Here is a 22,680-nt window from a genome sequence, read left to right as displayed (position 1 = left end):
AGCGCACCGCCCCGGGGACAACGGCGTTACTTACTTGTCGAGGTACGCTTTTACGGCAGCAAGGCCAGGTTGGCCGTCAACGGTGGTGACACCGGCGAGCCAGGTGTCGAGGACTTGCGGGTTTTTCTTCAGCCAGGCCTTGGCCGCTGCATCGGGCTTCATCTTGTCGTCCAGGACGTTACCCATGAGGGTGCTTTCCATGTTCAGGGTGAACGACAGGTTTTTCAGCAGTTGGCCAACGTTGCTGCATTCCTGGGTGTAGCCCTTGCGGACGTTGGTGTAGATGGTGGCCTGGCCGTAGTTGGGGCCGAACGAATCGTCACCCCCGGTCAGGTACTTCATCTTGAAGCGGGTGTTCATCGGGTGCGGTTCCCAGCCGAGGAACACGATGGCCTGGTCGCGCTTGGAGGCGCGCTCAACCTGGGAGAGCATGCCGGCTTCGCTGGATTCGACCACTTTGAAACCGGCAGTTTTCAAGCCGAAGGCGTCTTTGTCGATCAACGTCTGGATGGTGCGGTTGCCGTCGTTACCCGGCTCGATGCCGTAGATCTTGCCGCCCAGCTCATCCTTGAATTTGGCGATGTCGGCGAAGTCTTTCAGGCCCTTGTTGTACAGCGCTTCGGGGACCGCCAGGGTGTACTTGGCGTTCTCTAGATTGGCGCGCACGGTTTCCACGGTGCCGGCATCGCGGTACTGCTTGATGTCGTTTTCCATGGTCGGCATCCAGTTGCCGAGGAAGATGTCCATGTTCTTGCCGTCGGCCAGGGACTTGTAGGTCACTGGTACCGAAATCATCGTGGTGCGCGGCTTGTAGCCCAGGCCCTTGAGGACTTCGCTGGTGGTCGCGGTGGTGACGGTGATGTCGGTCCAGCCGACATCGGAGAAGTTGACGGTCTTGCACTGTTCCGGTTCTGCAGCGTGTGCCATGACTGGCAGACTCAGCATGGCGGCCAACAACAACGAGGGTGAACCTTTCATCTGGGTAGACTCCTGTGTTTTTTCTGGCGGCTTGCGCCGCGCTTTATAAGGGTTGCGGTTGGAGCGTGCGACAACAGCTCTGCCACGGTGCCTTGCCAACGAGTCGAGACTGATCATGTACCAGTGAAAATCTGACGCCTACAGGGGGCGTCGTATCCAGTACAGGGAGGGTCGTATCCAGTGTCGGTGACGTCGCTTACAGGTTTTTCCCAAGGTAAAACCGCAGTTTTTGCCCATCTGCACCGCTGAAAACGGCCAAAACAGGTGTTCGCACGCGTGCGACGCTGGTGAGCATGGGTGCGTCGGTGTGAGACGCCGTGACGGCAGATAAAACCTTGATGATGCCGCCATCTGGGCGATCTGAGCGTAGCAGCTCGTTCAAGCCCGGCCCGTGCTTATCGAGGAGTTTCACGTTAATGGCTATCAGCGTTTTCGACCTGTTCAAGATCGGCATCGGGCCTTCGAGTTCTCACACCGTCGGCCCCATGCGCGCCGCGGCGTTGTTCGTCCAGGCACTGCGTGAACGTGCATTGTTGGAACAAGTACGGCGCGTCGAAGTTCAGCTGTATGGCTCGTTGTCGGCCACCGGCATCGGCCACGGCAGCGACACCGCCACGATCATGGGCCTGATGGGCGAATGGCCGGACGCAATCGATCCCGGGCAAATCGGCGTGCGCATCCACACCCTGCGCGAAACCGACACCCTGCTGCTGGACGGGCGTTTGCCGGTGCCATTCGTGTGGGCACGGGACATGCGTCTGCTCGACGAAAACCTGCCCTTTCACCCCAATGCCATGACCTTGGTGGTGTCCGGTGATGACGGCGAGTTGTACCGCGACACCTATTACTCGGTCGGCGGCGGTTTTGTGGTGGATGAAGCCCAGGCGCAAAGCGGCGTGGCGGACATGGACCGCACCGTGCTGCCCTATGACTTTTCCAGCGCGGTGGAGCTGTTGCAGCTGTGCAAGACCCACAACCTGCGCGTCGCCCAGTTGATGATGGCCAATGAAAAGGTCTGGCGCTCCGAAGAAGAAATCCGCAGCGGCCTGATGAAACTCTGGCGCGCCATGCAGGACTGTGTGGAGCAGGGCCTCAAGCACGAAGGCATCCTGCCTGGGGGCCTGAATGTGCGTCGCCGTGCCGCCAAGTTGCACCGCAGCTTGCAGGAGCTGGGCAAACCCAATGTGATCGGCTCGACCTTGAGCGCCATGGAGTGGGTCAACCTGTTTGCCCTGGCGGTCAACGAAGAAAACGCTGCCGGTGGTCGCATGGTCACCGCCCCTACCAACGGTGCGGCGGGGATTATTCCGGCCGTGCTGCACTACTTCATGAAATTCAGCGACGAAGTCACCGAAGCCAACGTGGTCGACTACCTGCTCAGCGCGGCGGCGGTGGGGATTCTGTGCAAGAAGAACGCTTCGATATCCGGCGCCGAAGTCGGCTGCCAGGGTGAAGTGGGTTCCGCGTGCGCCATGGCCGCGGCCGGGCTGGCCGAGATCCTCGGCGCCACGCCGGAACAACTGTGCAACGCCGCCGAAATCGGCCTGGAGCACAACCTCGGCCTGACCTGCGACCCGGTGGGCGGGCTGGTGCAAGTGCCGTGCATCGAGCGCAACGCGATTGCGGCGGTGAAAGCGATCAACGCGGCGCAAATGGCCTTGCGTGGCGATGGGCAGCACTTTATCTCCCTGGACCGGGTGATCCGCACCATGCGCGATACCGGCGCGGACATGCATGACAAGTACAAAGAGACGTCGCGGGGTGGCTTGGCGGTCAGCGCGGTGGAGTGCTGAGACCGAGTTGCTGCTAATCGGGGGCTTGCCCCCGATAGCGGTAGTCCGCCCAACACTGCTCATAAAGTGAACACCCAAGCCAAAAGCGCCACCTTTTAGCGCGTCGCAAACAGATAAGTAGCTTCCAAACGATTTTCCCTCGACCTGCTGTCGCCCGTGCTTGGGGTGACAGGCTTATCCCACACGCCTCAAAGCGCCTTCCCACAAGTGCTACCGTTCTGCTCACGCCCCTTGAGCGGACCTACTCCTACATCATTTCAAGCCATATCCCGTACTTCCCGCGCGGGCTTATATAGAGGCATCAACAGGTCGTTTTCAGGATTTATTGAATAGCCATTCAATTTTAGGCACGGCATTTGCTCTATCCATTCAAAGCCTCTCTTCTTTACCGACGAAGAGCGCAATAACAAGAGCCTCGCCTGAGGCCATCACCCGCTTTGTGTGAGGAGATACCGCGATGACGTCGTTCAACTCAGGGGCCCAACCCCAGAACCGTGCGCCTCAATCCATCGGCTTTTTGCTGCTGGACAATTTCACGCTGATTTCCCTGGCATCGGCCGTGGAACCGCTGCGCATGGCCAACCAACTGTCCGGCCGCGAGCTGTATCGCTGGACAACCCTGAGTGTCGACGGCAACCAGGTCTGGGCCAGCGACGGGCTGCAAATCACCCCCGATGCCTCCATGCACAAAGCCCCGGCCCTGGACACGGTGATCGTGTGCGGCGGCGTGGGTATCCAGCGCACCGTTACCCGTGAACACGTGTCGTGGCTGCAAAGCCAGGCGCGCCAGTCCCGTCGCCTTGGCGCCGTGTGTACCGGCAGTTGGGCCCTGGCCTGCGCCGGTTTGCTCGACGGCTTTGATTGCAGCGTGCACTGGGAATGCCTGGCGTCGATGCAGGAAGCTTTCCCGCGTGTGGCCATGAGCACTCGCCTGTTCACCCTCGATCGCAACCGCTTCACTAGCTCCGGCGGCACCGCGCCGCTGGACATGATGCTGCACCTGATCAGCCGCGACCACGGCCGTGAACTGTCGGCCGCCATTTCCGAGATGTTTGTGTACGAGCGCATCCGCAACGAACAGGATCACCAGCGTGTGCCGCTCAAGCACATGCTTGGCACCAACCAGCCGAAGCTGCAGGAAATCGTCGCGCTGATGGAAGCCAACCTGGAAGAGCCGATCGACCTGGACGAGCTGGCGGTGTACGTCGCCGTGTCGCGGCGCCAGCTGGAGCGCTTGTTCCAGAAATACCTGCACTGCTCGCCGTCGCGCTACTACCTCAAGCTGCGTTTGATTCGCGCACGGCAACTGCTCAAGCAAACGCCGATGTCGATCATCGAAGTGGCGTCGGTGTGCGGGTTTGTCTCCACGCCGCACTTCTCCAAGTGCTACCGCGAATACTTCGGCATTCCGCCACGGGATGAGCGCGTCGGTTCCAACACCACCCAGCAGGTGGCGATGATGCCGATTCCGCAGGCGCTGGTATTGGCACCGTTGGCGGGGCCGATGTCGGCGTTGAGCCAGGCGCGCAATGAGTCGACTTTTGCCAGTGTGAGGCTCTAGACCGAGTCGCCTGCATCGGGGGCAAGTCCCATCCCACCGTTGACCGAGTTTCAACATGCGAATGCGGTCAAAATGTGGGAGGGGGCTTGCCCCCGATAGCGGTTTATCAGGCGCCAGAGTTCTGCTTGAACTGCACCAAAGCCGGCAACAGCTGCTTATCAATCGCCTGACGCACCGCCGGCAAAATCGTCGCGCTGCCGGTGTACATCTGCTCAACCATACCCTTGAGCGCCTTGGCCCGCGCTTCGCTCAAACCGCGTACGGCACATTCACAGGCCTGCTCGGCAGTAGAGCCGCTGGAGACTTCGAAACCCAGTGAGCGCAGTTGGCCCAGCAGGTCATCCTGATCAATCAAATCCGCATGCATCATGACGTTTATCCTGGTGAGGGGAGCGGGGTTCGACCTCGATTCTGGTAGCCACCCCGGCGGTCGGCAAGGGCAGAATGCGCGAATGCCTCAGATGGCTATGAGCGTGTCGTTTTCGGGCCATTTGCCGACGGCACTTACCGGCACACTGCACCCAGGCACACAGCTTGATGGTTTGGTCACCCTCGGGATGTAACGCTCTCACAAGGCACCTCTGCCCCGATCCAGTCACGGCTGGATCGGGGCTTTTTTTGCCGGTTATTTTTTAGCGGGCAAACCAATGACCCGGCCGAGGAGGGAGGGCTTGGGCAGGTCCGCCTGTTCGGCGCGCAGGGCGATGATTTTTCCCAGCGTCGCCTCGGCAAACGGCGCCGACTGCGGGCCGGCCAGGTCGACGTGCAAGAGCATTTGCTCGTTGCCCGCCAGTTCCCGTTCTTCGCCCACTGGATGCAGGCTGTGATAGAGGTGCAGGCGCTTGGCGTCGTGGGCGATCAGTTGGGTGTGCACCTCAACCTTGGCGCCGAGTTTTACCTCGTGCAGGTAGTTCAGGTGCAGTTCCAGGGTGAACAGCGAGTGGCCGCTGGCTTCGCGGTTGTCGCTGTCCAGGCCCAGGGTGTCCATCAGCGCGTCGGTGGCGTAGCTGAAAATCAGCAGGTAGAACGCGTCGCGCAGGTGGCCGTTGTAGTCGACCCAGTCGGGGAGGACTGGGGTGGTGTAGGTGATCAATGCAGGCATGGTGAGTTGTCCGTTATTCGGCGAAGGTCATACCGTGTTTTTCCTTGGTGGTTTTCACTGCTTCCAGCACCGCCAGCAAGCAATCATCACGATAGCGCTCCAGCGCCGAAATGCTGTGATCACCCAACTGATCGCGAGTGCCATCGACCACATCGTCGATCAGCTTGTCGGTCAGTTCCGGCGCGGGCAGGTAGGTCCACGGCAACTGCAATGCCGGCCCGAACTGCGCCATGAAGTGGCGCATGCCGGCATCGCCGCCCGCCAGGGTGTAGGTGAGGAAGGTGCCCATGAACGACCAGCGCAGGCCGGCGCCAAAACGAATCGCATCGTCGATTTCGCCGGTAGTGGCCACACCGTCATTCACCAAGTGCAGCGCCTCGCGCCACAACGCTTCCAACAGCCGGTCGGCGATAAAACCGGGGACTTCCTTACGCACATGCAGCGGGCGCATGCCAAGGGATTCGTACACCTTGATCGCCGCCTGGATTGCCTGCGGCGCGGTATTTTTGCCGCCCACCACTTCCACCAGCGGCAGCAGGTACACCGGGTTGAATGGGTGCCCGACCACGCAACGTTGCGGGTGGGTCGAACCCTCGTAGAACTCACTCGGCAACAGGCCGGAGGTGCTCGAACCGATCAATGCATCGGGCTTGGCGGCTGCGCTGATCTTGCTGTGCAGTTCCAGTTTCAGCTCCAGGCGTTCCGGGGCGCTTTCCTGGATGAAATCCGCGTCTTTTACGCACTCTTCGATAGTGGCGACAAAGCGCAGGCGGTCCTGTGATGCGCCCGGTGCCAGGCCCTGTTTCTCCAGCGCGCCCCAGGCATTGGCGACACGTTTGCGCAGTGCCGCTTCTGCGCCGGGCGCCGGATCCCAGGCCACCACATCCAGCCCGTGGGCCAGGGCGCGGGACACCCAGCCGCTGCCGATAACACCGCTGCCGAGGGCGGCGAAGGTTTTGATCTCAGTGATAAAGCGCATGGAGACATTCCTGAATAATGTGAAGAACCCATGTGGGAGGTGGCTTGCCCCCTCCCACATTTTTTAACCGCGTTTAGTGAGGCCCATCTTCACGCGGCCCTCGGCCGGGCTCATGACCCGTGCGCCCAGACGGCTGAGGATTTCACTCGCCCGTTCCACAAGCTGGCCGTTGGTGGCGAGCACGCCCTTGTCCAGCCACAGGTTGTCTTCCAGGCCGACTCGCACATTGCCGCCCAGCAGCACCGCCTGCGCCGCCATTGGCATTTGCATGCGGCCGATGCCGAAGCCGGCCCACACTGCGTCGGCGGGCAAGTTGTCGACCATGGCTTTCATGGTGGTGGTATCGGCCGGTGCGCCCCATGGGATGCCCAGGCACAGTTGGAACAGCGGGTTGTCGAGCAGGCCTTCCTTGATCATCTGCTTGGCGAACCACAGGTGGCCGGTGTCGAAGATTTCCAGTTCAGGCTTAACACCCAGTTCCTGGATGCGTTTGGCCCCGGCGCGCAGTTGCGCCGGGGTGGACACGTAAATCGTGTCGCCGTCGCCGAAGTTCAGGGTGCCGCAGTCCAGGGTGCAGATTTCCGGGAGCAACGCTTCGACGTGGGCCAGGCGCGTCAGTGGGCCGACCAGATCGGTGTTGGGACCGAACTCCATCGGGTTCTCGCCGCCGCCGATCTCCAGGTCGCCGCCCATGCCGGCGGTGAGGTTGACGATGATGTCGATGTCGGCCTCGCGAATGCGCTCCATCAGTTCGCGGTACAGCGCTACGTCGCGGCTGAACTTACCGGTTTCGGGGTCGCGCACATGGCAATGCACCACGGTGGCGCCGGCCTTGGCGGCTTCCACCGCAGCGGCGGCGATCTGTTTGGGGGTGACCGGCACGTGTGGGCTTCTGGCGGTCGTGTCGCCAGCACCGGTGAGTGCGCAGGTGATGATGACGTCGTGGTTCATGGGGCGGTTCCTTGCAGGCGTGGTGAAACCGTTCGCAGCCTGTGCGGGCTGCGAAACGGTGATGGAAAGCGGGTTATTTGCTGGTCAGTTGCAGGTTGGCTGCAGCCGGTTTGCCGTCGAAGGTGGTCACGCCTTCCAGCCAGCGCGCCTGGTCCTGCGGGTGATCCTTGAGCCACTGCTTGGCGGACTCGATAGCGTCCTTGTGATCCAGCAACGGCTGCATCATCCGGCTCTCGTCGGCGGCGGTGAAGGTCAGGTTGGTCAGCAACTTGTGCACGTTGGGGCACTGTTCGGCGTAGGTCGGCGAGGTTACGGTCCACACCGTCGCCATGCCTTCGTTCGGGCCGAGGGCGTCATCGCTGCCGGTGAGGTAAGTCATCGCCACGTTGACGTTCATCGGGTGCGGCGCCCAGCCGAAGAACACCACGGCTTCCTTGCGGCGCACGGCGCGGTCCACAGCGGCGAGCATGCCGGCCTCACTGGACTCCACCAGTTGGAATTTGCCCAGGCCGAACTGGTTCTTGGCAATCATCGCCTTGATCTGGGTGTTAGCCCCCGAGCCCGGCTCGATCCCGTAGATCTTGCCGCCCAGTTCCTTTTCGAATCTGGCGATATCGGCGAACGTTTTCAGGCCCTTGTCGGCCAGGTACGTCGGCACGGCAAGCGTGGCGCGGGCATCTTCCAGGCTGGCTTTGTCGAGGACTTTGACTTGCTTGGCGTCGACAAACGGCGTGATGGTCTGGGTCATCAGCGGGTTCCAGTAGCCCAGGAACATATCCAGGCGCTGGTCGCGGATGCCGGCGAAGATGATTTGCTGGGAGGCGCTGGTCTGTTTGGTCTTGTAGCCGAGGCCGTCGAGCAGTACTTGGGTCATGGCACTGGTGGCGATGACGTCGGTCCAGTTCACCACGCCCATGCGCACGTTCTGGCATGAAGCGGCATCCGCTGCCATTACGTTGGTGCTCAAAATGGCGCTGGCGCTGAGTGCAAGCACGCAGCGGCTGATCAGTCGATTCATGGTGGATCCCTCGGCAGGTCGTTATTGTGGGGTCCGGCGTCTTTGTGCGCCGTGCAGCCAAGTTACGCAAGCCAGGGGCCGGCAAAACGCACGGCGGCGACCACCTCTTGCACTGCAGCGACCTGCCCCCTTGAATCCGCCCCGGAACGGGAGTATCACAGTGCCACGCTGCCCGTCCGACGAGAGCGCCACCATGTCCCAGGATTTCTACTTTTTGCTGATGCCGGGGTTTTCGGCCATTGGCTTTATCTCTGCGCTGGAGCCGCTGCGGGTGGCCAACCGCTTTCGTGGCGAGCTGTACCGTTGGCATGTGCTGAGTGCCGATGGCGGCGCGGCATTGGCGAGCAATGGCATGTCGGTCAACGCCGACGCCGCGCTGGAACCGCTGAAAAAAGGCGCGACCTTACTGGTGGTGGCCGGCTTCGAACCGTTGCAGTTCGCCACTCCCGCACTGGAACACTGGCTGCGCCGCCTCGACCACGACGGCGTGACCCTCGGCGCCATCGACACCGGCGCCTGCGTCCTCGCCGAAGCCGGCCTGCTCGAAGGCCATCGCCTGACCCTGCACTGGGAAGCCATCGATGCGTTCAAGGAGTCCTATCCTCACCTGACCGTGACCCAGGAACTGTTCGAGATCGACCGCCGCCGCATCACCTGCGCCGGCGGCACCGCGTCCATCGACCTGATGCTCGACCTGATCGCCCAGGCCCACGGCCCGGAGCTTGCCATCCAGGTTTCCGAACAATTCGTGCTCGGCCGCATCCGCCCACGCAAAGATCACCAGCGCATGCAGATCGCCACGCGCTACGGCATCAACAACAAAAAGTTGGTCCACGTGATCGGCGAGATGGAGCAGCACACCGAGCCGCCCCTGAGCACCTTGGCCCTGGCCGACGCGATCAAAGTCACCCGACGCCAGTTGGAGCGGCTATTCCGCCTGCACCTGAACGACACGCCAAGCAACTTCTACCTCGGCCTGCGCCTGGAAAAAGCCCGGCAGCTCTTGCGTCAAAGCGACATGAGCGTGCTGGAGGTGAGCATTGCCTGCGGGTTTGAGTCACCGTCGTACTTCACTCGCAGCTATCGGGCAAGGTTTGCGAAGTGCCCAAGGGAGGATCGGCGACGGGAGGTGGTTTGACCGGCAATTATAGTCAATTATACTCACAGCTATAATTTATAGTCCTTTCCATAATTGAGTATAAAACCATGTCCAAGCACAGCGGCTTTGTGTTCCGCCGCCCCGCCCTGGCGCGCAGCATTGCCGATGGTCTTGTGGGGGCCGGTATTCAGGATTTCACCTCTGGCCTGTTTCTCGCCGCGCCGCGTCGCACCGGCAAAAGTACATTTTTGCGTGAAGATTTGATCCCGGAATGTCAGCTTCGGGGTTGGCTTGCCGTGTATGTCGACCTGTGGGCTGACAAAGACAAAGATCCGGCGGACTTGATCGCCAGTGCTATTGCCACTGCTCTGGTTCCCTATGAAAAAGGCATTCGCAAGCTGGCCAAGAACATTGGAATCGAGAAACTGAGCTTTCTGCGTACCTTGTCCTGGGACTTCAGCAAGCCCCAATTGCCCGTTGGCGCGACGTTGACCCAGGCCTTGGAGTTGCTCCACAGCGCTGCCGAAAAACCCGTGGTGCTGGTGATTGACGAAGCGCAGCACGCATTAAGCAGCGATTCCGGTATCAACGCGATGTTCGCGCTGAAGGCCGCCCGGGATCAGCTCAACCAAGGCCGTGACGAGGACGGCAGTGGCTTGCACCTGGTGTTCACCGGTTCCAACCGCGACAAGCTGGCCCATCTGGTCCTGGGCAAGAGCCAGCCGTTCTTCGGCTCCAGCATCACGCCGTTTCCACTGCTGGGCAGAGAGTTCACCCAAGCCTATACGGCGCACCTGAATGCCCACCTGGCCAAGACCAACCAGTTCAAGGCGGCGGATATCGACGCCGCCTTCGAGCTGGTCGGCCGTCGCCCCGAGATGCTGCGTACCATCATCGGTGAAGTCGCATTGGAGCTGGGCGAGGCGAGCAATCTGGGCCAATTGCTGCACAGCCGCGCCGAATTGCTGCGCGCGGGAGTGTGGACCGAATTCGAAAGCGCCTGGAACGCCCTGACCATCCCTCAGCGTGCGGTGCTGCAGGTGATGGTGGAACGCTTGCACAGCAATGAACCCTTTGCGCCGTTTACCGACAGCACAATCACCGCGGTCAGCAAGGCGCTGGAGGATATGGGCAGCGATGTGGTGCCGGGTACCCAGACCATTCAGGCCTGTATCGATGCCTTGCGTGACAAGGAGTTGGTATGGAAGTCGAGCCGGGGCGGGTATGCGCTGGAAGACAAGGCGTTTGGAGATTGGCTGCTGCACAAGCACCGCACTAAAAACAACCAGAATCCACTGTGAGCTGGGCCTGAATGTGGGAGGGGGCTTATTTTTTTAGCAGAGCCGAACACGCCGCCTTGTAGGCTTCATGCTGATACTTGTTCAGCGTGGCCGGCAGTTCAAAGCTGTGCTTCTTGTTCTGCGCGTTGATGGTCTGCGGCGACAGCAAGGTCACCTCAACCCCGTCCAGCAGCTGAAATACCCCTTCAATCTTGAACGTGGTCGGGCCGCCGGCGAACTCGCCTTTCTTGCCGCGCTTCTTGATCGCGATGCGGGTGATGGCGTTGGCCTGCACAAACGCCTTCACCTGAGCGGCGAAGGCTTTGACGTTGGCTGCCTCATCGTCGTCTTCCAGGGCGATTTTCTTGGTGGCCAGAGCGACATGGGTCAGCGTCTGGTTGTCCAGCGAGGCGACCGCGATGATGACTTCGCTGCCTTTGATTTCGATGCCACAGATGCTCATGAATGGCCTTGGTTCAGATTAAAAGTGGCGGGGATTGTCGCTTATTCCTGCCCAATCGACTCCAAAAACTCCGACCGCTCATCGCTCATCCGCGCCAGGCAATCATTTTGTGCAATCGCATACGCCTTGCTGCCGCTCACCGCCGGGAAGGTGTCCACCGCGCAATCGGCGTCACGCAGCTTTTCCCATTTCTGTTGGGCGTCCTTCAGACGAGCGGTAATGTCCGCCAGCTTGGTCTTGTCGTGGCCGTAGGTCGATCCCATGCGTTCCAGCAGGGCCTGGTAGTTGTCTTTCAACAATTGCTCAGCGGTGGTTTTGTTATAGGAGGCGCATTCCAGGGTTTGCGTGTCGCTTTCGATGCCATCGCACGGCGTGCTGTCGGTGTCTTCGGCCGCGTGGACGCCGGTTGCGATGAGTGCCAAAGCCAGGAAAATCGATTTCATTGCGCCGTCTCATATCAGGTGATGCGGGAATTCTGGCTCAAGCGTAAGACAAATAACAGCCGCCAGTCAGACCTCTCTTAACAGCCTTTGTCGCGGATTGACGCTTTCGGCAATTCCCCTGTCGTTTTTGCACCCGGCTCAGGTTGCCCCTGGGCATATGCTGGCCCCAAAGCGCCGGCAGACGATTCGGCGCATGAATCGCCAATAAGGGGACAGCCTGATGAGCCCAGCCGAACTTCACGCCGACAGCATCGTTATCGACGGGCTGATTATTGCCAAGTGGAACCGCGAGCTGTTCGAGGACATGCGCAAGGGTGGCCTCACCGCCGCCAACTGCACCGTGTCGGTGTGGGAAGGCTTCCAGGCCACGATCAATAACATCGTCGCCAGCCAGACCCTGATCCGCGAGAACAGCGACCTGGTAATCCCGGTGAAAACCACCGCCGACATCCGCAAGGCCAAGGAACTGGGCAAGACCGGCATCATCTTCGGCTTCCAGAACGCCCATGCATTTGAAGACCAACTCGGCTACGTCGAGATCTTCAAGCAGCTCGGCGTCGGTGTGGTGCAGATGTGCTACAACACCCAGAACCTGGTGGGCACCGGTTGCTACGAGCGCGACGGCGGCCTGTCGGGTTTTGGTCGCGAGATCGTTGGCGAGATGAACCGCGTCGGCATCATGTGCGACCTGTCCCACGTCGGCTCCAAAACCTCCGAAGAAGTCATCCTCGAATCGAAAAAACCGGTGTGCTACTCCCACTGCCTGCCGTCCGGGCTCAAAGAGCACCCGCGCAACAAGTCCGATGAAGAGCTGAAGTTCATCGCCGACCACGGCGGTTTTGTCGGCGTGACCATGTTCGCGCCGTTCCTCGCCAAGGGCATCGATTCGACCATCGACGACTACGCCGAAGCCATCGAATACACCATGAACATCGTCGGCGAAGACGCCATTGGCATCGGCACCGACTTTACCCAGGGCCATGGCCAGGATTTCTTCGAAATGCTGACCCATGACAAGGGCTACGCCCGCCGCCTGACCAGCTTCGGCAAGATCATCAACCCGCTGGGCATCCGCACCGTGGGCGAGTTTCCCAACCTCACCGAAACCCTGCTCAAGCGCGGCCACAGCGAGCGCGTGGTGCGCAAGATCATGGGCGAGAACTGGGTCAACGTGCTCAAGGACGTCTGGGGCGAATAAGCCACCGCATTTTTCCCTCGACCGTTCGCGTCGAGGGCACACCTAAGAATTTTCTGGAGTTAAGTTTCCATGGCCAAAATCGCCCCGCAATTGCCAATCGAAGTCGACAGCGAAACCGGTGTCTGGACTTCCGACGCCCTGCCGATGCTGTACGTGCCGCGCCATTTCTTCGTCAACAACCACATGGGCATCGAAGAAGTGCTGGGCGCCGACGCCTACGCCGAAATCCTCTACAAGGCCGGCTACAAATCCGCCTGGCACTGGTGTGAAAAAGAAGCCGAGTGCCACGGCCTGGAAGGCGTCGCGGTGTTCGAGCACTACATGAAGCGCCTGTCGCAACGCGGCTGGGGCCTGTTCAAGATTCAGGACATCGACCTCGACAAAGGCACCGCCAGCGTCAAGCTGGAACACTCGGCATTCGTCTACGTGTACGGCAAGGTCGGGCGCAAAGTGGACTACATGTTCACCGGTTGGTTTGCCGGCGCCATGGACCAGATTCTGCAAGCGCGAGGCAGCACCATCCGTACCGTGGCCGAACAAGTCTACGGAGGCTCCGAAGAGGGCTTTGAGTCTGGCTTGTTCACCGTCAAGCCGTTGTAAGCCGAGGACCGTGCCATGGCTTTCGAAGCAATGTTCCAGCCGATCCAGATCGGCAAACTGACCATCCGCAACCGCGTGCTCAGTACCGCCCACGCCGAGGTGTATGCCACCGACGGCGGCATGACCACCGACCGCTATGTGAAGTATTACGAAGAGAAAGCCAAGGGCGGTATCGGCCTGGCAATCTGTGGCGGTTCCTCGGTGGTTGCCATCGACAGCCCCCAGGAATGGTGGAGCTCGGTGAACCTGTCCACCGACCGCATCATCCCGCACTTCCAGAACCTGGCCGATGCCATGCACAAGCATGGCGCCAAGATCATGATCCAGATTACCCACATGGGCCGACGCTCGCGTTGGGACGGCTTCAACTGGCCGACCCTGATGTCGCCGTCCGGTGTGCGTGAGCCGGTGCACCGCGCAACCTGCAAGACCATCGAGCCGGAAGAGATCTGGCGCGTGATCGGCAACTACGCCAGCGCCGCCAAACGCGCCAAGGCCGGTGGCCTGGACGGTGTGGAACTGTCCGCCGTGCACCAGCACATGATCGACCAGTTCTGGAGCCCGCGGGTCAACAAGCGGACCGACGAATGGGGCGGCACCTTTGAAGGCCGCATGAAGTTCGGCCTGGAGGTGCTCAAGGCCGTGCGCGCCGAAGTCGGTGATGACTTCTGCGTGGGCATGCGCCTGTGCGGTGACGAGTTCCATCCGGACGGCCTGTCCCACGAAGACATGAAGCAGATCGCCAAGTATTACGACGACACCGGCATGCTCGATTTCATCGGCGTGGTGGGCTCGGGTTGCGACACCCACAACACCCTGGCCAACGTGATCCCGAACATGAGCTACCCGCCGGAGCCGTTCCTGCACCTGGCGGCCGGCATCAAGGAAGTGGTCAAGGTTCCGGTACTGCACGCGCAGAACATCAAGGACCCGAACCAGGCCACGCGCATTCTGGAAGGCGGCTATGTGGACATGGTCGGCATGACCCGTGCGCACATCGCCGACCCGCACCTGATCGCCAAGATCAAGATGGGCCAGATCGACCAGATCAAACAGTGCGTCGGCGCCAACTATTGCATCGATCGCCAGTACCAGGGCCTGGATGTGCTGTGCATCCAGAACGCCGCGACCTCCCGTGAATACATGGGCGTACCGCACATCATCGAGAAATCCACCGGGCCGAAACGCAAAGTGGTCGTGGTGGGTGCCGGCCCTGCGGGGATGGAAGCCGCGCGCGTGGCGGCCGAACGTGGCCACGACGTGACCCTTTTGGAGAAAAAAGAGTTTATCGGCGGGCAGATCACCACCGCTTCCAAGGCGCCGCAACGCGACCAGATCGCCGGCATCACCCGTTGGTTCCAGCTGGAGCTGGCGCGCTTGAAAGTCGACCTGCGCCTGGGCGTGGCGGCCGATGCCGCGACCATCCTGGACCTGCGTCCGGACGTGGTGGTGCTGGCGGTCGGCGGGCATCCGTTTATCGAGCAGAACGAACACTGGGGCGCCGCCGAAGGCCTGGTGGTGAGCAGTTGGGACGTGCTCGACGGCAAAGTCGCGCCGGGCAAGAACGTGCTGGTCTACGACACCATCTGTGAATTCACCGGCATGTCGGTGGCGGACTTTTTGGCCGACAAAGGCTGCCAGGTGGAAATCGTCACCGACGACATCAAGCCAGGCGTGGCGATTGGCGGTACGTCGTTCCCGACCTACTACCGCAGCATGTACCCCAAAGAAGTGATCATGACCGGCGACATGATGCTGGAAAAGGTCTACCGCGAAGGCGACAAGCTGGTGGCGGTATTGGAGAACGAATACACCGGCGCCAAAGAGGAGCGGGTGGTGGACCAGGTGGTGGTGGAGAACGGCGTGCGTCCGGACGAAGCCATCTACTACGGGCTCAAGGAAGGCTCGCGCAACAAGGGCCAGATCGACGTTGAAGCGCTGTTCGCGATCAAACCGCAGCCGTGCCTGAGCGAAGCGGGCGAGGGGTACTTGCTGTTCCGCATCGGTGACTGTGTGGCGCAGCGCAATACCCACGCTGCGATCTACGACGCCCTGCGCTTGTGCAAGGATTTCTGACCCGACACCGAACCAATGTGGGATTGGTTTCAAATGTGGGAGGGGGCTTGCCCCCGATGGCGGAGTGTCAGTTGATACAGCTGTAGCTGACCCACCGCTATCGGGGGCAAGCCCCCTCCCACATTTAGGCCGGTTTCACAGTAGACCTGTGTGGTCTGTGGGAGCTTCACCATGTTGAACACCTTGCTGCCTATTCTCTTGTTTGCCGCCCTGGGCCTCGCCGTCCTCGGCGCGCTGCGCCGCGTGAACATGTGGCGCCGTGGCCGTGCCTCCAAGGTCGACCTGCTCGGCGGTCTGTTGGCCATGCCCAAGCGCTATATGGTCGACCTGCACCACGTGGTCGCCCGCGATAAATACATCGCCAACACCCACGTCGCCACGGCGCTGGGCTTTGTCCTGTCGGCGCTGCTGGCGATTCTGGTGCATGGCTTCGGCCTGCAAAACCGCATCCTCGGCTATGCCTTGCTGCTGGCTTCGGTGTTGATGTTTGTCGGCGCCATCTTTATGTACCTGCGTCGGCGCAATCCGCCCGCACGCCTGTCCAAAGGCCCATGGATGCGCCTGCCGAAAAGCCTGATGGCGTTCTCGGTGAGTTTCTTCCTGGTGACGCTGCCGGTGGCCGGGATTCTGCCCGCCGACTTCGGTGGCTGGCTGCTCGCGGCGTTGCTCAGCGTGGGTGTGCTGTGGGGCGTGTCCGAAATGTTCTTCGGCATGACCTGGGGCGGGCCGATGAAGCACGCCTTCGCCGGTGCCCTGCACCTGGCCTGGCACCGCCGCGCCGAACGCTTTGGTGGCGGGCGCTCCACCGGTTTGAAGCCGCTGGACCTCAGTGATAAATCCGCGCCCCTGGGTGTGGAAAAGCCCAAGGATTTCACCTGGAACCAACTGCTCGGCTTCGACGCCTGCGTGCAGTGCGGCAAGTGCGAAGCGGCGTGCCCGGCGTTCGCTGCCGGCCAGCCGCTGAACCCGAAAAAACTCATCCAGGACATGGTGGTCGGCCTGGCTGGTGGCACCGATGCCAAGTTCGCCGGCAGCCCGTATCCGGGCAAGGCGATTGGCGAACACGGCGGCAACCCGCATCAACCGATCGTCAACGGCCTGGTGGACGCCGAGACCCTGTGGTCGTGCACCACCTGCCGCGCTTGCGTGGAAGAGTGCCCGATGATGATCGAGCACGTGGACGCCATCGTCGACATGCGTCGCCACCTCACTCTGGAAAAAGGCGCCACCCCGAACAAAGGCGCCGAAGTCCTGGAAAACCTGATCGCCACCGACAACCCTGGCGGTTTTGCACCGGGCGGTCGCCTCAACTGGGCGGCGGATCTGAACCTGCCGTTGCTCAGTGACAAGGGCACCACCGACGTGCTGTTCTGGGTCGGCGACGGAGCCTTCGACATGCGCAACCAACGCACCCTGCGTGCGTTCGTCAAAGTGCTCAAAGCCGCCAACGTCGACTTCGCCGTGCTCGGCCTGGAAGAGCGCGACAGCGGCGACGTCGCCCGTCGCCTGGGCGATGAAGCGACGTTCCAACTGCTGGCCACGCGCAATATCCAGACCTTGGCCAAGTACAGCTTCAAACGCATCGTCACCTGCGACCCCCACAGTTTCCATGTGCTGAAAAACGAATACGGCGCCTTCAACGGCAACTACCTCGTGCAGCACCACAGCACCTTCATGGCCGAGCTGATCGGTGACGGCGCGCTGAACCTGGGGCAGCACAAAGGCAGCAGCGTGACCTATCACGACCCGTGCTACCTGGGCCGCTACAACGGCGAATACGAGGCGCCGCGCCAAGTGCTGCGGGCGCTGGGGATCGAGGTCAAGGAGATGCAACGCTCGGGCTTCCGTTCGCGCTGCTGCGGCGGTGGCGGCGGGGCGCCGATCACGGACATTCCTGGCAAGCAACGGATCCCGGATATGCGCATGGACGATATCCGCGAGACCGGTGCCGAGTTGGTGGCAGTTGGTTGCCCGCAATGCACGGCGATGCTTGAAGGTGTTGTCGAGCCGCGGCCATTGATCAAGGACATTGCCGAGCTGGTGGCTGATGCGTTGCTTGAAGACACTGCGCCGGCGAAAGTGCCTAAACGTCCTGTCCAACAAACGTCTGCGGAGATGCACTGATGAGCGACATTATCCGCCGCGACCCAAGGGCTGAATGGATCGCCCGTAACCGTCTGCACCCGCTTCACGCGGCGATGCAGCCGGTGCAACAGAGTTGGATGGGGCCGAACGGCGTTATCCGCAAAAACGTCCATGGCGTCGGGTTTATCGGCCCCAACGGCATCAAGCGCATCGACCGCAGCGGCGCCCAGCAGGGCGGCGCGGCCAAGCGTACGGCGGCGGTGGAAGTGCAGTTGCCGCTGCATCAGGTGCCGCAGCCTGCGTTCTACATCAACGTAGTGCCGGACATGGTCGGCGGCCGCCTGAGCAGCCACGACCGTGACCTGCTCGGCCTGGCGCGACAACTTGCCGGTAACGACGGCGCGGTGTTGGCGGTGGTGTTTGGCGAGCACAAGGAAAGCGCGTTTGCCACCGCCGGTGTCGACCGCCTGCTGGTGCTGGATGGGCATGAGTTCGACGGTTATTCACCCGAGCAACGCGTGCAGGGTTTGCGGGCTGTGGATAACCAGTTCAACCCACGCCATTGGCTGCTGCCCGACAGCCGCAGTGGCGGGGGTGAGCTGGGTCGGCGTTTTGCCGCCAGCCTCAAGGAACGCCCGGCCACGCGGGTGTGGCAGATCAAGGGTGACGAGTGCATCGGCCGCGCCGGTGCCGGCCAGCAAGACTTGGCGCGGCCACTGCCACGCTTGATCCTCGCCGCCGTCGAATGTGCCGATCCGGTCAGCGACACGCGCCATGAAGTCTTGCCCGTGGAGTTATCCACAACCCTCGCCCGCAGCCTGCCGCGTATCGAAGACCTCGGCGCGGTGGCGGTGGACCCGGCGGCGATTCCCATGGCCGAAGCGGAATTCATTTTCTCCGGCGGCAACGGCGTGAAGGATTGGAACCTGTTCCACCAGACCGCTGCTGCCCTGGGCGCCACCGAAGGCGCGTCGCGGGTGGCGGTGGACGACGGCTTCATGGCCCGTGATCGCCAGGTCGGCGCCAGCGGCACTTGGGTCACCGCACGGGTGTATGTGGCCGTGGGAATTTCCGGGGCGATCCAGCATCTGCAAGGCATCGGTGCCTGCGACAAGGTGGTGGCGATCAACCTCGACCCGGGTTGCGACATGATCAAGCGTGCCGACCTGTCGGTGATTGGCGAGAGCGCCGCGATTCTGCAAGCCTTGATCGATGCGGTCGAGGCCTACCGCAACGGCGCCAAGCGCGATGCGGCTTAGGGACATGACTATGACCACGAATGTAATCAGCCTGGTATCCATCGGCGCCCACCCCACGTCAGGGCGCCCGCGCCGTGCCGAACAGGATGCGCGTGCCGTTGAACTCGGCCTGCAAATGGCTGGGGATAAGTTGCAGGTGCTGCACGCCGGCAACATCGCCGAACCCACCTTGCGCAGCTACCTGGGCATGGGTTTGCCGCAACTGCATGTGCTCGAACAACCGGCTGGCGCCGACGCCTTGCCGGTGCTCAGTGACTACCTGCGCGAGGCCGGCGCCCAGGTGGTGCTCACCGGCAGCCAGGCCGAAACCGGTGAGGGCTCGGGGATGCTGCCGTTCCTGCTCGCCGAGCAACTGGGCTGGCCGCTGATTGTCGGGTTGGCTCAGGTGGAGTCCATCGAAGGCGGCGTGGCCCATGTGCTGCAAGCTTTGCCCCGTGGTCAGCGGCGGCGCCTGAAAGTGCGCCTGCCGTTTTTGGCGACGGTGGATAACGCCGCGCCGAAGCCTCGGCAGAGTGCCTACGGCCCGGCGCAGCGCGGTGAACTGGCGGCCCATGAGGTCGAAATTGAAGAAGACCTGTTATTCACCGACGCGGCGCTGCAACCGGCCAAGCCCCGGCCCAAGCGCCTCAAGGTGATCAAGGCCAAGAGCGGGGCAGACCGCATGAAGGCGGCAACGGCGAAGGCCAGTGGTGGCGGTGGGCAGGTGCTCAAAGGTGTGAGCGCCGAAGAAGGTGCCCAGGCGATTCTCAAGTTGCTCATAGAAGAAGGCGTGGTGCGCTAACCCACCAAGCCCCCTCCCACATTTTGATCTGCATAAGGTTCTGAGATTAAGGGGGCGCTGGGGCCGGTTTGGGCACCAACTCCGGCAGCGGTGGCGGCAGCGGTTGCCAGGTGGCATCCGGCTGCTGCATCGGCGGTGGCAGCGTCGGTGTGGGATCGCCGCCAATCGGTTTGAGGATCATCTTCTCGGTGGTATCGCGCAGGATCATGCCTTGTGTAGAGCTGCGCGCCTCGGTGCCGCTGTGAAAGGTGCTGATCTGGGAAATCGGCAGGTCGAGGTTGCGTTCGATCCTCGGCGTCAGCAGCAGGATGATCTCGGTTTTCTGCTGGGTATTCTGGTTCGTGCCAAACAGCTTCTTGCCGATCCACGGGATCTGGCTCAACCACGGCAGCCCCGAGCCTTCGTCGACATCCGCCGTGCGGATCAGCCCCGAGACGATCTGGGTTTCATTGTTGCGCGCGGTCAGCAGGGTCTTGGTGGCGCGTGAGCCCAGCTCGAAGGTGGCCGGTACGTTTTCCGAGCCGGGAATGCGCTTGGTGATATGGCTCATTTCCACGTTCAACTCCAGGTTTACCTCATCGCTCAGGCTGATGTTGGGCTTGACCGTGATTTGCAAACCCACGTCCTGGTAAGACACCGACGAGGTGGTGATCTGGTTGGCCGTGGTGGTGGTGACCACGGGGATCTTGTCGCCAATGTTCACCTGGGCTTCTTCGCGGTTGCGCACCCGTACCCTGGGGTTGGCGAGGGTCACGGTGTTGCCGCTGCGCTGCAGCATATTGATGCGCGCCGAGGTGCTGCCGGAATCGAGCAGGATATTGTCGCCATTGATCCCACGCAACGCGCTGATCGGGATGCCCGCGAGCCCCGCAGGCACGTTGGCGAGGTTGCCCACGGACAGGCCGATGCTTTCCGGGTACTGGATGCCCAGGTTCAATTCGTCGGTCAGGCTGACCTCCAGCACCTGAATATCGATGGTCACTTCCGACTGCGCGATATCAATGGCCTCCACGAGTTTTTCCACCGCGCTCAGGGTGTCGAGGCCATCGCGCACAATCACCGCGTTCAGGCGTTCGTCCACCAATACCTCCTTGGGCTTGAGCACTTGCTTGATCTCGGCGGCGATGACCTTGGGGTCGCCATGGCTAAGGTAGAAGGTGCGTACGGCCAACTCGCGATATTCCCGTTCTTTGTCCGGGCGTCGGGGGTAAACCAGAATGGTGTTGGCATTGAGGACTTTCTTGTCCAACCCTTGGGTGGTCAGCAGCAGGTTCAGCGCGTCTTCGGCGGTGGTTCGGCTCGCGGTCATGCTCGCTGAGGCACTGGGATTGACGTCCTTGTCGATGACGAAGTTGACCCCCGACAGGCGCGCAATGGTCTCGAAAATCGTGGTCAGGCTTTGGGCGCTGAACTCCAGGCTCAGGGGTTTGCGCATGGCCTCGGAGAGGTCGGCGCTGAGGTAGTCGGCACTCACCAGTTCACGGGTCAGGGCATTGCGAAAGTCCAGGGCCTCTCGGTAGTTGGGCTTTTGCGCGATGATCCGGCGCACCAGGTTGAGTGCTTCCACGGGGTTGGAACGCTTCAGTTCGTAGGCTTGTGCCAGTTGCGGGCGCAGCTGTTTCATCGCCTGGATGCTCTGGATTTCCTGGCGCGCGCCGAGGTTACTGGGGTCGTACTTGAGGATGGTTTCCAGGGCGCGGATGGCGGCGGCATCGTCGCCGCGCATCAGCGCGGTGCTGGCCTCGCGGCTGTATTGCGCCACCAGCAACTCCAGCTTGCTGTAGTTGGCGGTGCGCAATTGCACGTCGTCGGGGGCTTGTTTGGCTTCGGCTTGCAGCACTTCGACGGAGCGGATGATGTCGCCCTTCTGGCGCAACTCGTCGCTCTCCTTGATCGCCCGTTGAGTCTGGCAGGCGCTGAGCAAGGCCGCGGCCAGGCTCAAGGGAACCCACGTACGTATCGCCATGATCGTGTCCTGCTCCGGTCAGTGAGTGTCCATCCGCAAAGTGCTGGCATGCTTGAGCGGCATGTAGGTCAGCACCACAGCGGTGTCGGTGAGTTTGTCCAGGCGGTAGTGCGCGTCGAGCATCTTGCCGGGCACGATGCGCCCGGGTATCGAACAGCGGTTGCACAGCGTGTACTGGCGGCCGTTGCCCTGAAGCACGACGATTTTCGATTGGTTCTCATAGCGCCACTGCGCGCTGACGGTGAAGGGCAGCGGTGGCGGCTTGGGCGGTGAAGTGTCGACGGGGGCAACGGGCGGTGGCGGTGTCCAGGTTTGGGCGGGGAACAGGTCAACTGTTTCGACCACGGGCGTGCCCGCTTCGACAACAGGCGCTGGCAAGGCGGCTACCGGCGGGCGGATTACCGCTGTTGATGCGGTGTCGGGGCTGTTTGCGTTGTCCTGCCAGAACAGCCAGCCGCAGCCGATCAGGGTCAGCACTAACAGCACGCGCAAATACGGCGACAGTTTCATTGCGTCACCCCCAGCACGCTCACCTTGAGGGTGATATTCAGCATGCCGCTGGTGATGTCCTTGCGCTCCAGAGTCAGGTGCTCGATGCGTACGGCCGGCTCTTTGGCGACGTCGGTCAGGGCGTCGCGCAGCAGGGTGTACGGGCCGGTAAGCGGAATGTCCACGTCCAGGCGTTGCAGCTCGCTGTCGCCGGGGGCGGAGTAGGCGAGCGTGGTTTGTTTGATGATAAAGCCGCGTTGAGTGAGAACGCCCAGCAGCTTTTCCAGGCGCGGGGCAAAGTCGTCTGCGCTGGGCAGTCGCTCGACCACGACCGGCTCGGTGACCTGCACCTCCTGTGGCTGCTCGTCGATGCCGGCCTGTATTTCCTGGCGACGCATGCGGTCGGTAGCGCCTGCCGGGTAAATCACCGCCACTTCGATCACCAGTGTCGTGACCATCACACCCAACGCCAGCAAGCCCCAGAAGCCCAGGCGCTGTTGGCACTGCATCAGTTGCCAGCGCAGACGTGGCAGGTAGCGAGTGAGGGTGTCCATGGCTG

The 22,680-nt window shown here is 61.8% G+C and carries 22 protein-coding genes; 10 read left to right on the top strand and 12 right to left on the bottom strand.

Annotated elements, in window-relative coordinates:
* Positions 1 to 30: 30 nt before the first annotated feature.
* Both DNK50_RS01115 and DNK50_RS28735 read right to left on the bottom strand, forming a co-directional pair.
* Positions 31 to 978, bottom strand: a complete 948-nt coding sequence (locus DNK50_RS01115; RefSeq protein ID WP_099585769.1) for a choline ABC transporter substrate-binding protein — start codon at positions 976 to 978, stop codon at positions 31 to 33.
* Between the two features lie 196 nt (positions 979 to 1,174).
* Positions 1,175 to 1,390 (bottom strand): hypothetical protein, encoded by a 216-nt coding sequence (locus DNK50_RS28735; RefSeq protein WP_143522468.1) that lies wholly within the window; start codon positions 1,388 to 1,390, stop codon positions 1,175 to 1,177.
* Positions 1,391 to 1,394: 4 nt separating this feature from the next.
* On the opposite strand from DNK50_RS28735, the gene DNK50_RS01110 reads away from it, so the two are divergent.
* Together DNK50_RS01110 and DNK50_RS01105 are read left to right on the top strand one after the other, a co-directional pair.
* A complete protein-coding gene (locus tag DNK50_RS01110) occupies positions 1,395 to 2,771 on the top strand; it encodes an L-serine ammonia-lyase (protein ID WP_112192635.1) in 1,377 nt (458 codons plus the stop codon).
* Positions 2,772 to 3,228: 457 nt separating this feature from the next.
* Complete coding sequence (locus tag DNK50_RS01105) at positions 3,229 to 4,332, top strand: GlxA family transcriptional regulator (RefSeq protein WP_099585767.1); 1,104 nt, start codon at positions 3,229 to 3,231, stop codon at positions 4,330 to 4,332.
* A 106-nt stretch (positions 4,333 to 4,438) separates the two neighbouring features.
* On the opposite strand, the gene DNK50_RS01100 is transcribed toward DNK50_RS01105, so the two are convergent.
* The 5 genes from DNK50_RS01100 to DNK50_RS01075 all read right to left on the bottom strand — a co-directional run bounded on the left by DNK50_RS01100 (position 4,439) and on the right by DNK50_RS01075 (position 8,382).
* On the bottom strand, positions 4,439 to 4,702 hold the full coding sequence (locus DNK50_RS01100) for a hypothetical protein (protein ID WP_017735989.1): 264 nt from the start codon (positions 4,700 to 4,702) through the stop codon (positions 4,439 to 4,441).
* 255 nt (positions 4,703 to 4,957) lie between these two features.
* Positions 4,958 to 5,434: a thioesterase family protein gene (locus DNK50_RS01090; RefSeq protein ID WP_112192633.1), complete on the bottom strand. Its 477-nt coding sequence runs from the start codon at positions 5,432 to 5,434 to the stop codon at positions 4,958 to 4,960.
* A 13-nt stretch (positions 5,435 to 5,447) separates the two neighbouring features.
* Positions 5,448 to 6,413: an L-carnitine dehydrogenase gene (locus DNK50_RS01085; RefSeq protein WP_099585765.1), complete on the bottom strand. Its 966-nt coding sequence runs from the start codon at positions 6,411 to 6,413 to the stop codon at positions 5,448 to 5,450.
* Positions 6,414 to 6,476: 63 nt separating this feature from the next.
* A complete protein-coding gene (locus DNK50_RS01080; RefSeq protein WP_099585764.1) occupies positions 6,477 to 7,364 on the bottom strand; it encodes a 3-keto-5-aminohexanoate cleavage protein in 888 nt (295 codons plus the stop codon).
* 73 nt (positions 7,365 to 7,437) lie between these two features.
* The gene (locus tag DNK50_RS01075; RefSeq protein ID WP_099585763.1) at positions 7,438 to 8,382 is read right to left on the bottom strand and encodes a choline ABC transporter substrate-binding protein; all 945 of its coding nucleotides are present in this window, start codon (positions 8,380 to 8,382) and stop codon (positions 7,438 to 7,440) included.
* Between the two features lie 193 nt (positions 8,383 to 8,575).
* On the opposite strand from DNK50_RS01075, the gene DNK50_RS01070 reads away from it, so the two are divergent.
* On the top strand, positions 8,576 to 9,520 hold the full coding sequence (locus tag DNK50_RS01070; protein WP_162633357.1) for a GlxA family transcriptional regulator: 945 nt from the start codon (positions 8,576 to 8,578) through the stop codon (positions 9,518 to 9,520).
* 68 nt (positions 9,521 to 9,588) lie between these two features.
* Entirely contained in the window at positions 9,589 to 10,782 is a 1,194-nt protein-coding gene (locus DNK50_RS01065; RefSeq protein ID WP_112192631.1) for an AAA family ATPase, read from the top strand.
* 25 nt (positions 10,783 to 10,807) lie between these two features.
* Here DNK50_RS01065 and DNK50_RS01060 read toward each other — a convergent pair whose 3' ends face one another.
* Together DNK50_RS01060 and DNK50_RS01055 are read right to left on the bottom strand one after the other, a co-directional pair.
* Complete coding sequence (locus DNK50_RS01060; protein WP_112192630.1) at positions 10,808 to 11,224, bottom strand: DUF3010 family protein; 417 nt, start codon at positions 11,222 to 11,224, stop codon at positions 10,808 to 10,810.
* A gap of 41 nt (positions 11,225 to 11,265) precedes the next feature.
* Complete coding sequence (locus DNK50_RS01055) at positions 11,266 to 11,667, bottom strand: lysozyme inhibitor LprI family protein (RefSeq protein ID WP_112192629.1); 402 nt, start codon at positions 11,665 to 11,667, stop codon at positions 11,266 to 11,268.
* A 220-nt stretch (positions 11,668 to 11,887) separates the two neighbouring features.
* On the opposite strand from DNK50_RS01055, the gene DNK50_RS01050 reads away from it, so the two are divergent.
* The 6 genes from DNK50_RS01050 to DNK50_RS01025 all read left to right on the top strand — a co-directional run bounded on the left by DNK50_RS01050 (position 11,888) and on the right by DNK50_RS01025 (position 19,666).
* Positions 11,888 to 12,865: a dipeptidase gene (locus DNK50_RS01050; RefSeq protein WP_099585757.1), complete on the top strand. Its 978-nt coding sequence runs from the start codon at positions 11,888 to 11,890 to the stop codon at positions 12,863 to 12,865.
* 69 nt (positions 12,866 to 12,934) lie between these two features.
* Positions 12,935 to 13,465 (top strand): DUF5943 domain-containing protein, encoded by a 531-nt coding sequence (locus DNK50_RS01045; RefSeq protein WP_099585756.1) that lies wholly within the window; start codon positions 12,935 to 12,937, stop codon positions 13,463 to 13,465.
* A gap of 15 nt (positions 13,466 to 13,480) precedes the next feature.
* Positions 13,481 to 15,541, top strand: coding sequence for a dimethylglycine demethylation protein DgcA (gene dgcA / locus DNK50_RS01040; protein ID WP_099585755.1), 2,061 nt, complete (start codon positions 13,481 to 13,483; stop codon positions 15,539 to 15,541).
* Between the two features lie 171 nt (positions 15,542 to 15,712).
* Positions 15,713 to 17,665 (top strand): dimethylglycine demethylation protein DgcB, encoded by a 1,953-nt coding sequence (gene dgcB, locus DNK50_RS01035; protein WP_112192628.1) that lies wholly within the window; start codon positions 15,713 to 15,715, stop codon positions 17,663 to 17,665.
* Entirely contained in the window at positions 17,665 to 18,885 is a 1,221-nt protein-coding gene (locus DNK50_RS01030; protein WP_112192627.1) for an electron transfer flavoprotein subunit alpha/FixB family protein, read from the top strand. Before dgcB ends, DNK50_RS01030 begins: the two co-directional genes overlap by 1 nt.
* 10 nt (positions 18,886 to 18,895) lie before the next feature.
* Positions 18,896 to 19,666, top strand: coding sequence for an electron transfer flavoprotein subunit beta (locus tag DNK50_RS01025; protein ID WP_112192626.1), 771 nt, complete (start codon positions 18,896 to 18,898; stop codon positions 19,664 to 19,666).
* Positions 19,667 to 19,712: 46 nt separating this feature from the next.
* On the opposite strand, the gene DNK50_RS01020 is transcribed toward DNK50_RS01025, so the two are convergent.
* From DNK50_RS01020 to DNK50_RS01010, 3 genes are read right to left on the bottom strand one after another with little or no spacing between them, the layout of a single operon-like run.
* A complete protein-coding gene (locus tag DNK50_RS01020) occupies positions 19,713 to 21,632 on the bottom strand; it encodes a secretin N-terminal domain-containing protein (protein ID WP_112192625.1) in 1,920 nt (639 codons plus the stop codon).
* 18 nt (positions 21,633 to 21,650) lie between these two features.
* On the bottom strand, positions 21,651 to 22,142 hold the full coding sequence (locus DNK50_RS01015; protein WP_112192624.1) for a hypothetical protein: 492 nt from the start codon (positions 22,140 to 22,142) through the stop codon (positions 21,651 to 21,653).
* On the bottom strand, positions 22,139 to 22,675 hold the full coding sequence (locus DNK50_RS01010) for a hypothetical protein (protein WP_112192623.1): 537 nt from the start codon (positions 22,673 to 22,675) through the stop codon (positions 22,139 to 22,141). Before DNK50_RS01010 ends, DNK50_RS01015 begins: the two co-directional genes overlap by 4 nt.
* Positions 22,676 to 22,680 lie beyond the last annotated feature (5 nt).

Source organism: Pseudomonas sp. LG1E9, assembly GCF_003290225.1.
Classification (GTDB): domain Bacteria; phylum Pseudomonadota; class Gammaproteobacteria; order Pseudomonadales; family Pseudomonadaceae; genus Aquipseudomonas; species Aquipseudomonas cyclaminis.
Note: the sequence above shows the minus strand (reverse complement) of the source record. Positions and strands in the feature narration are given on the sequence as shown.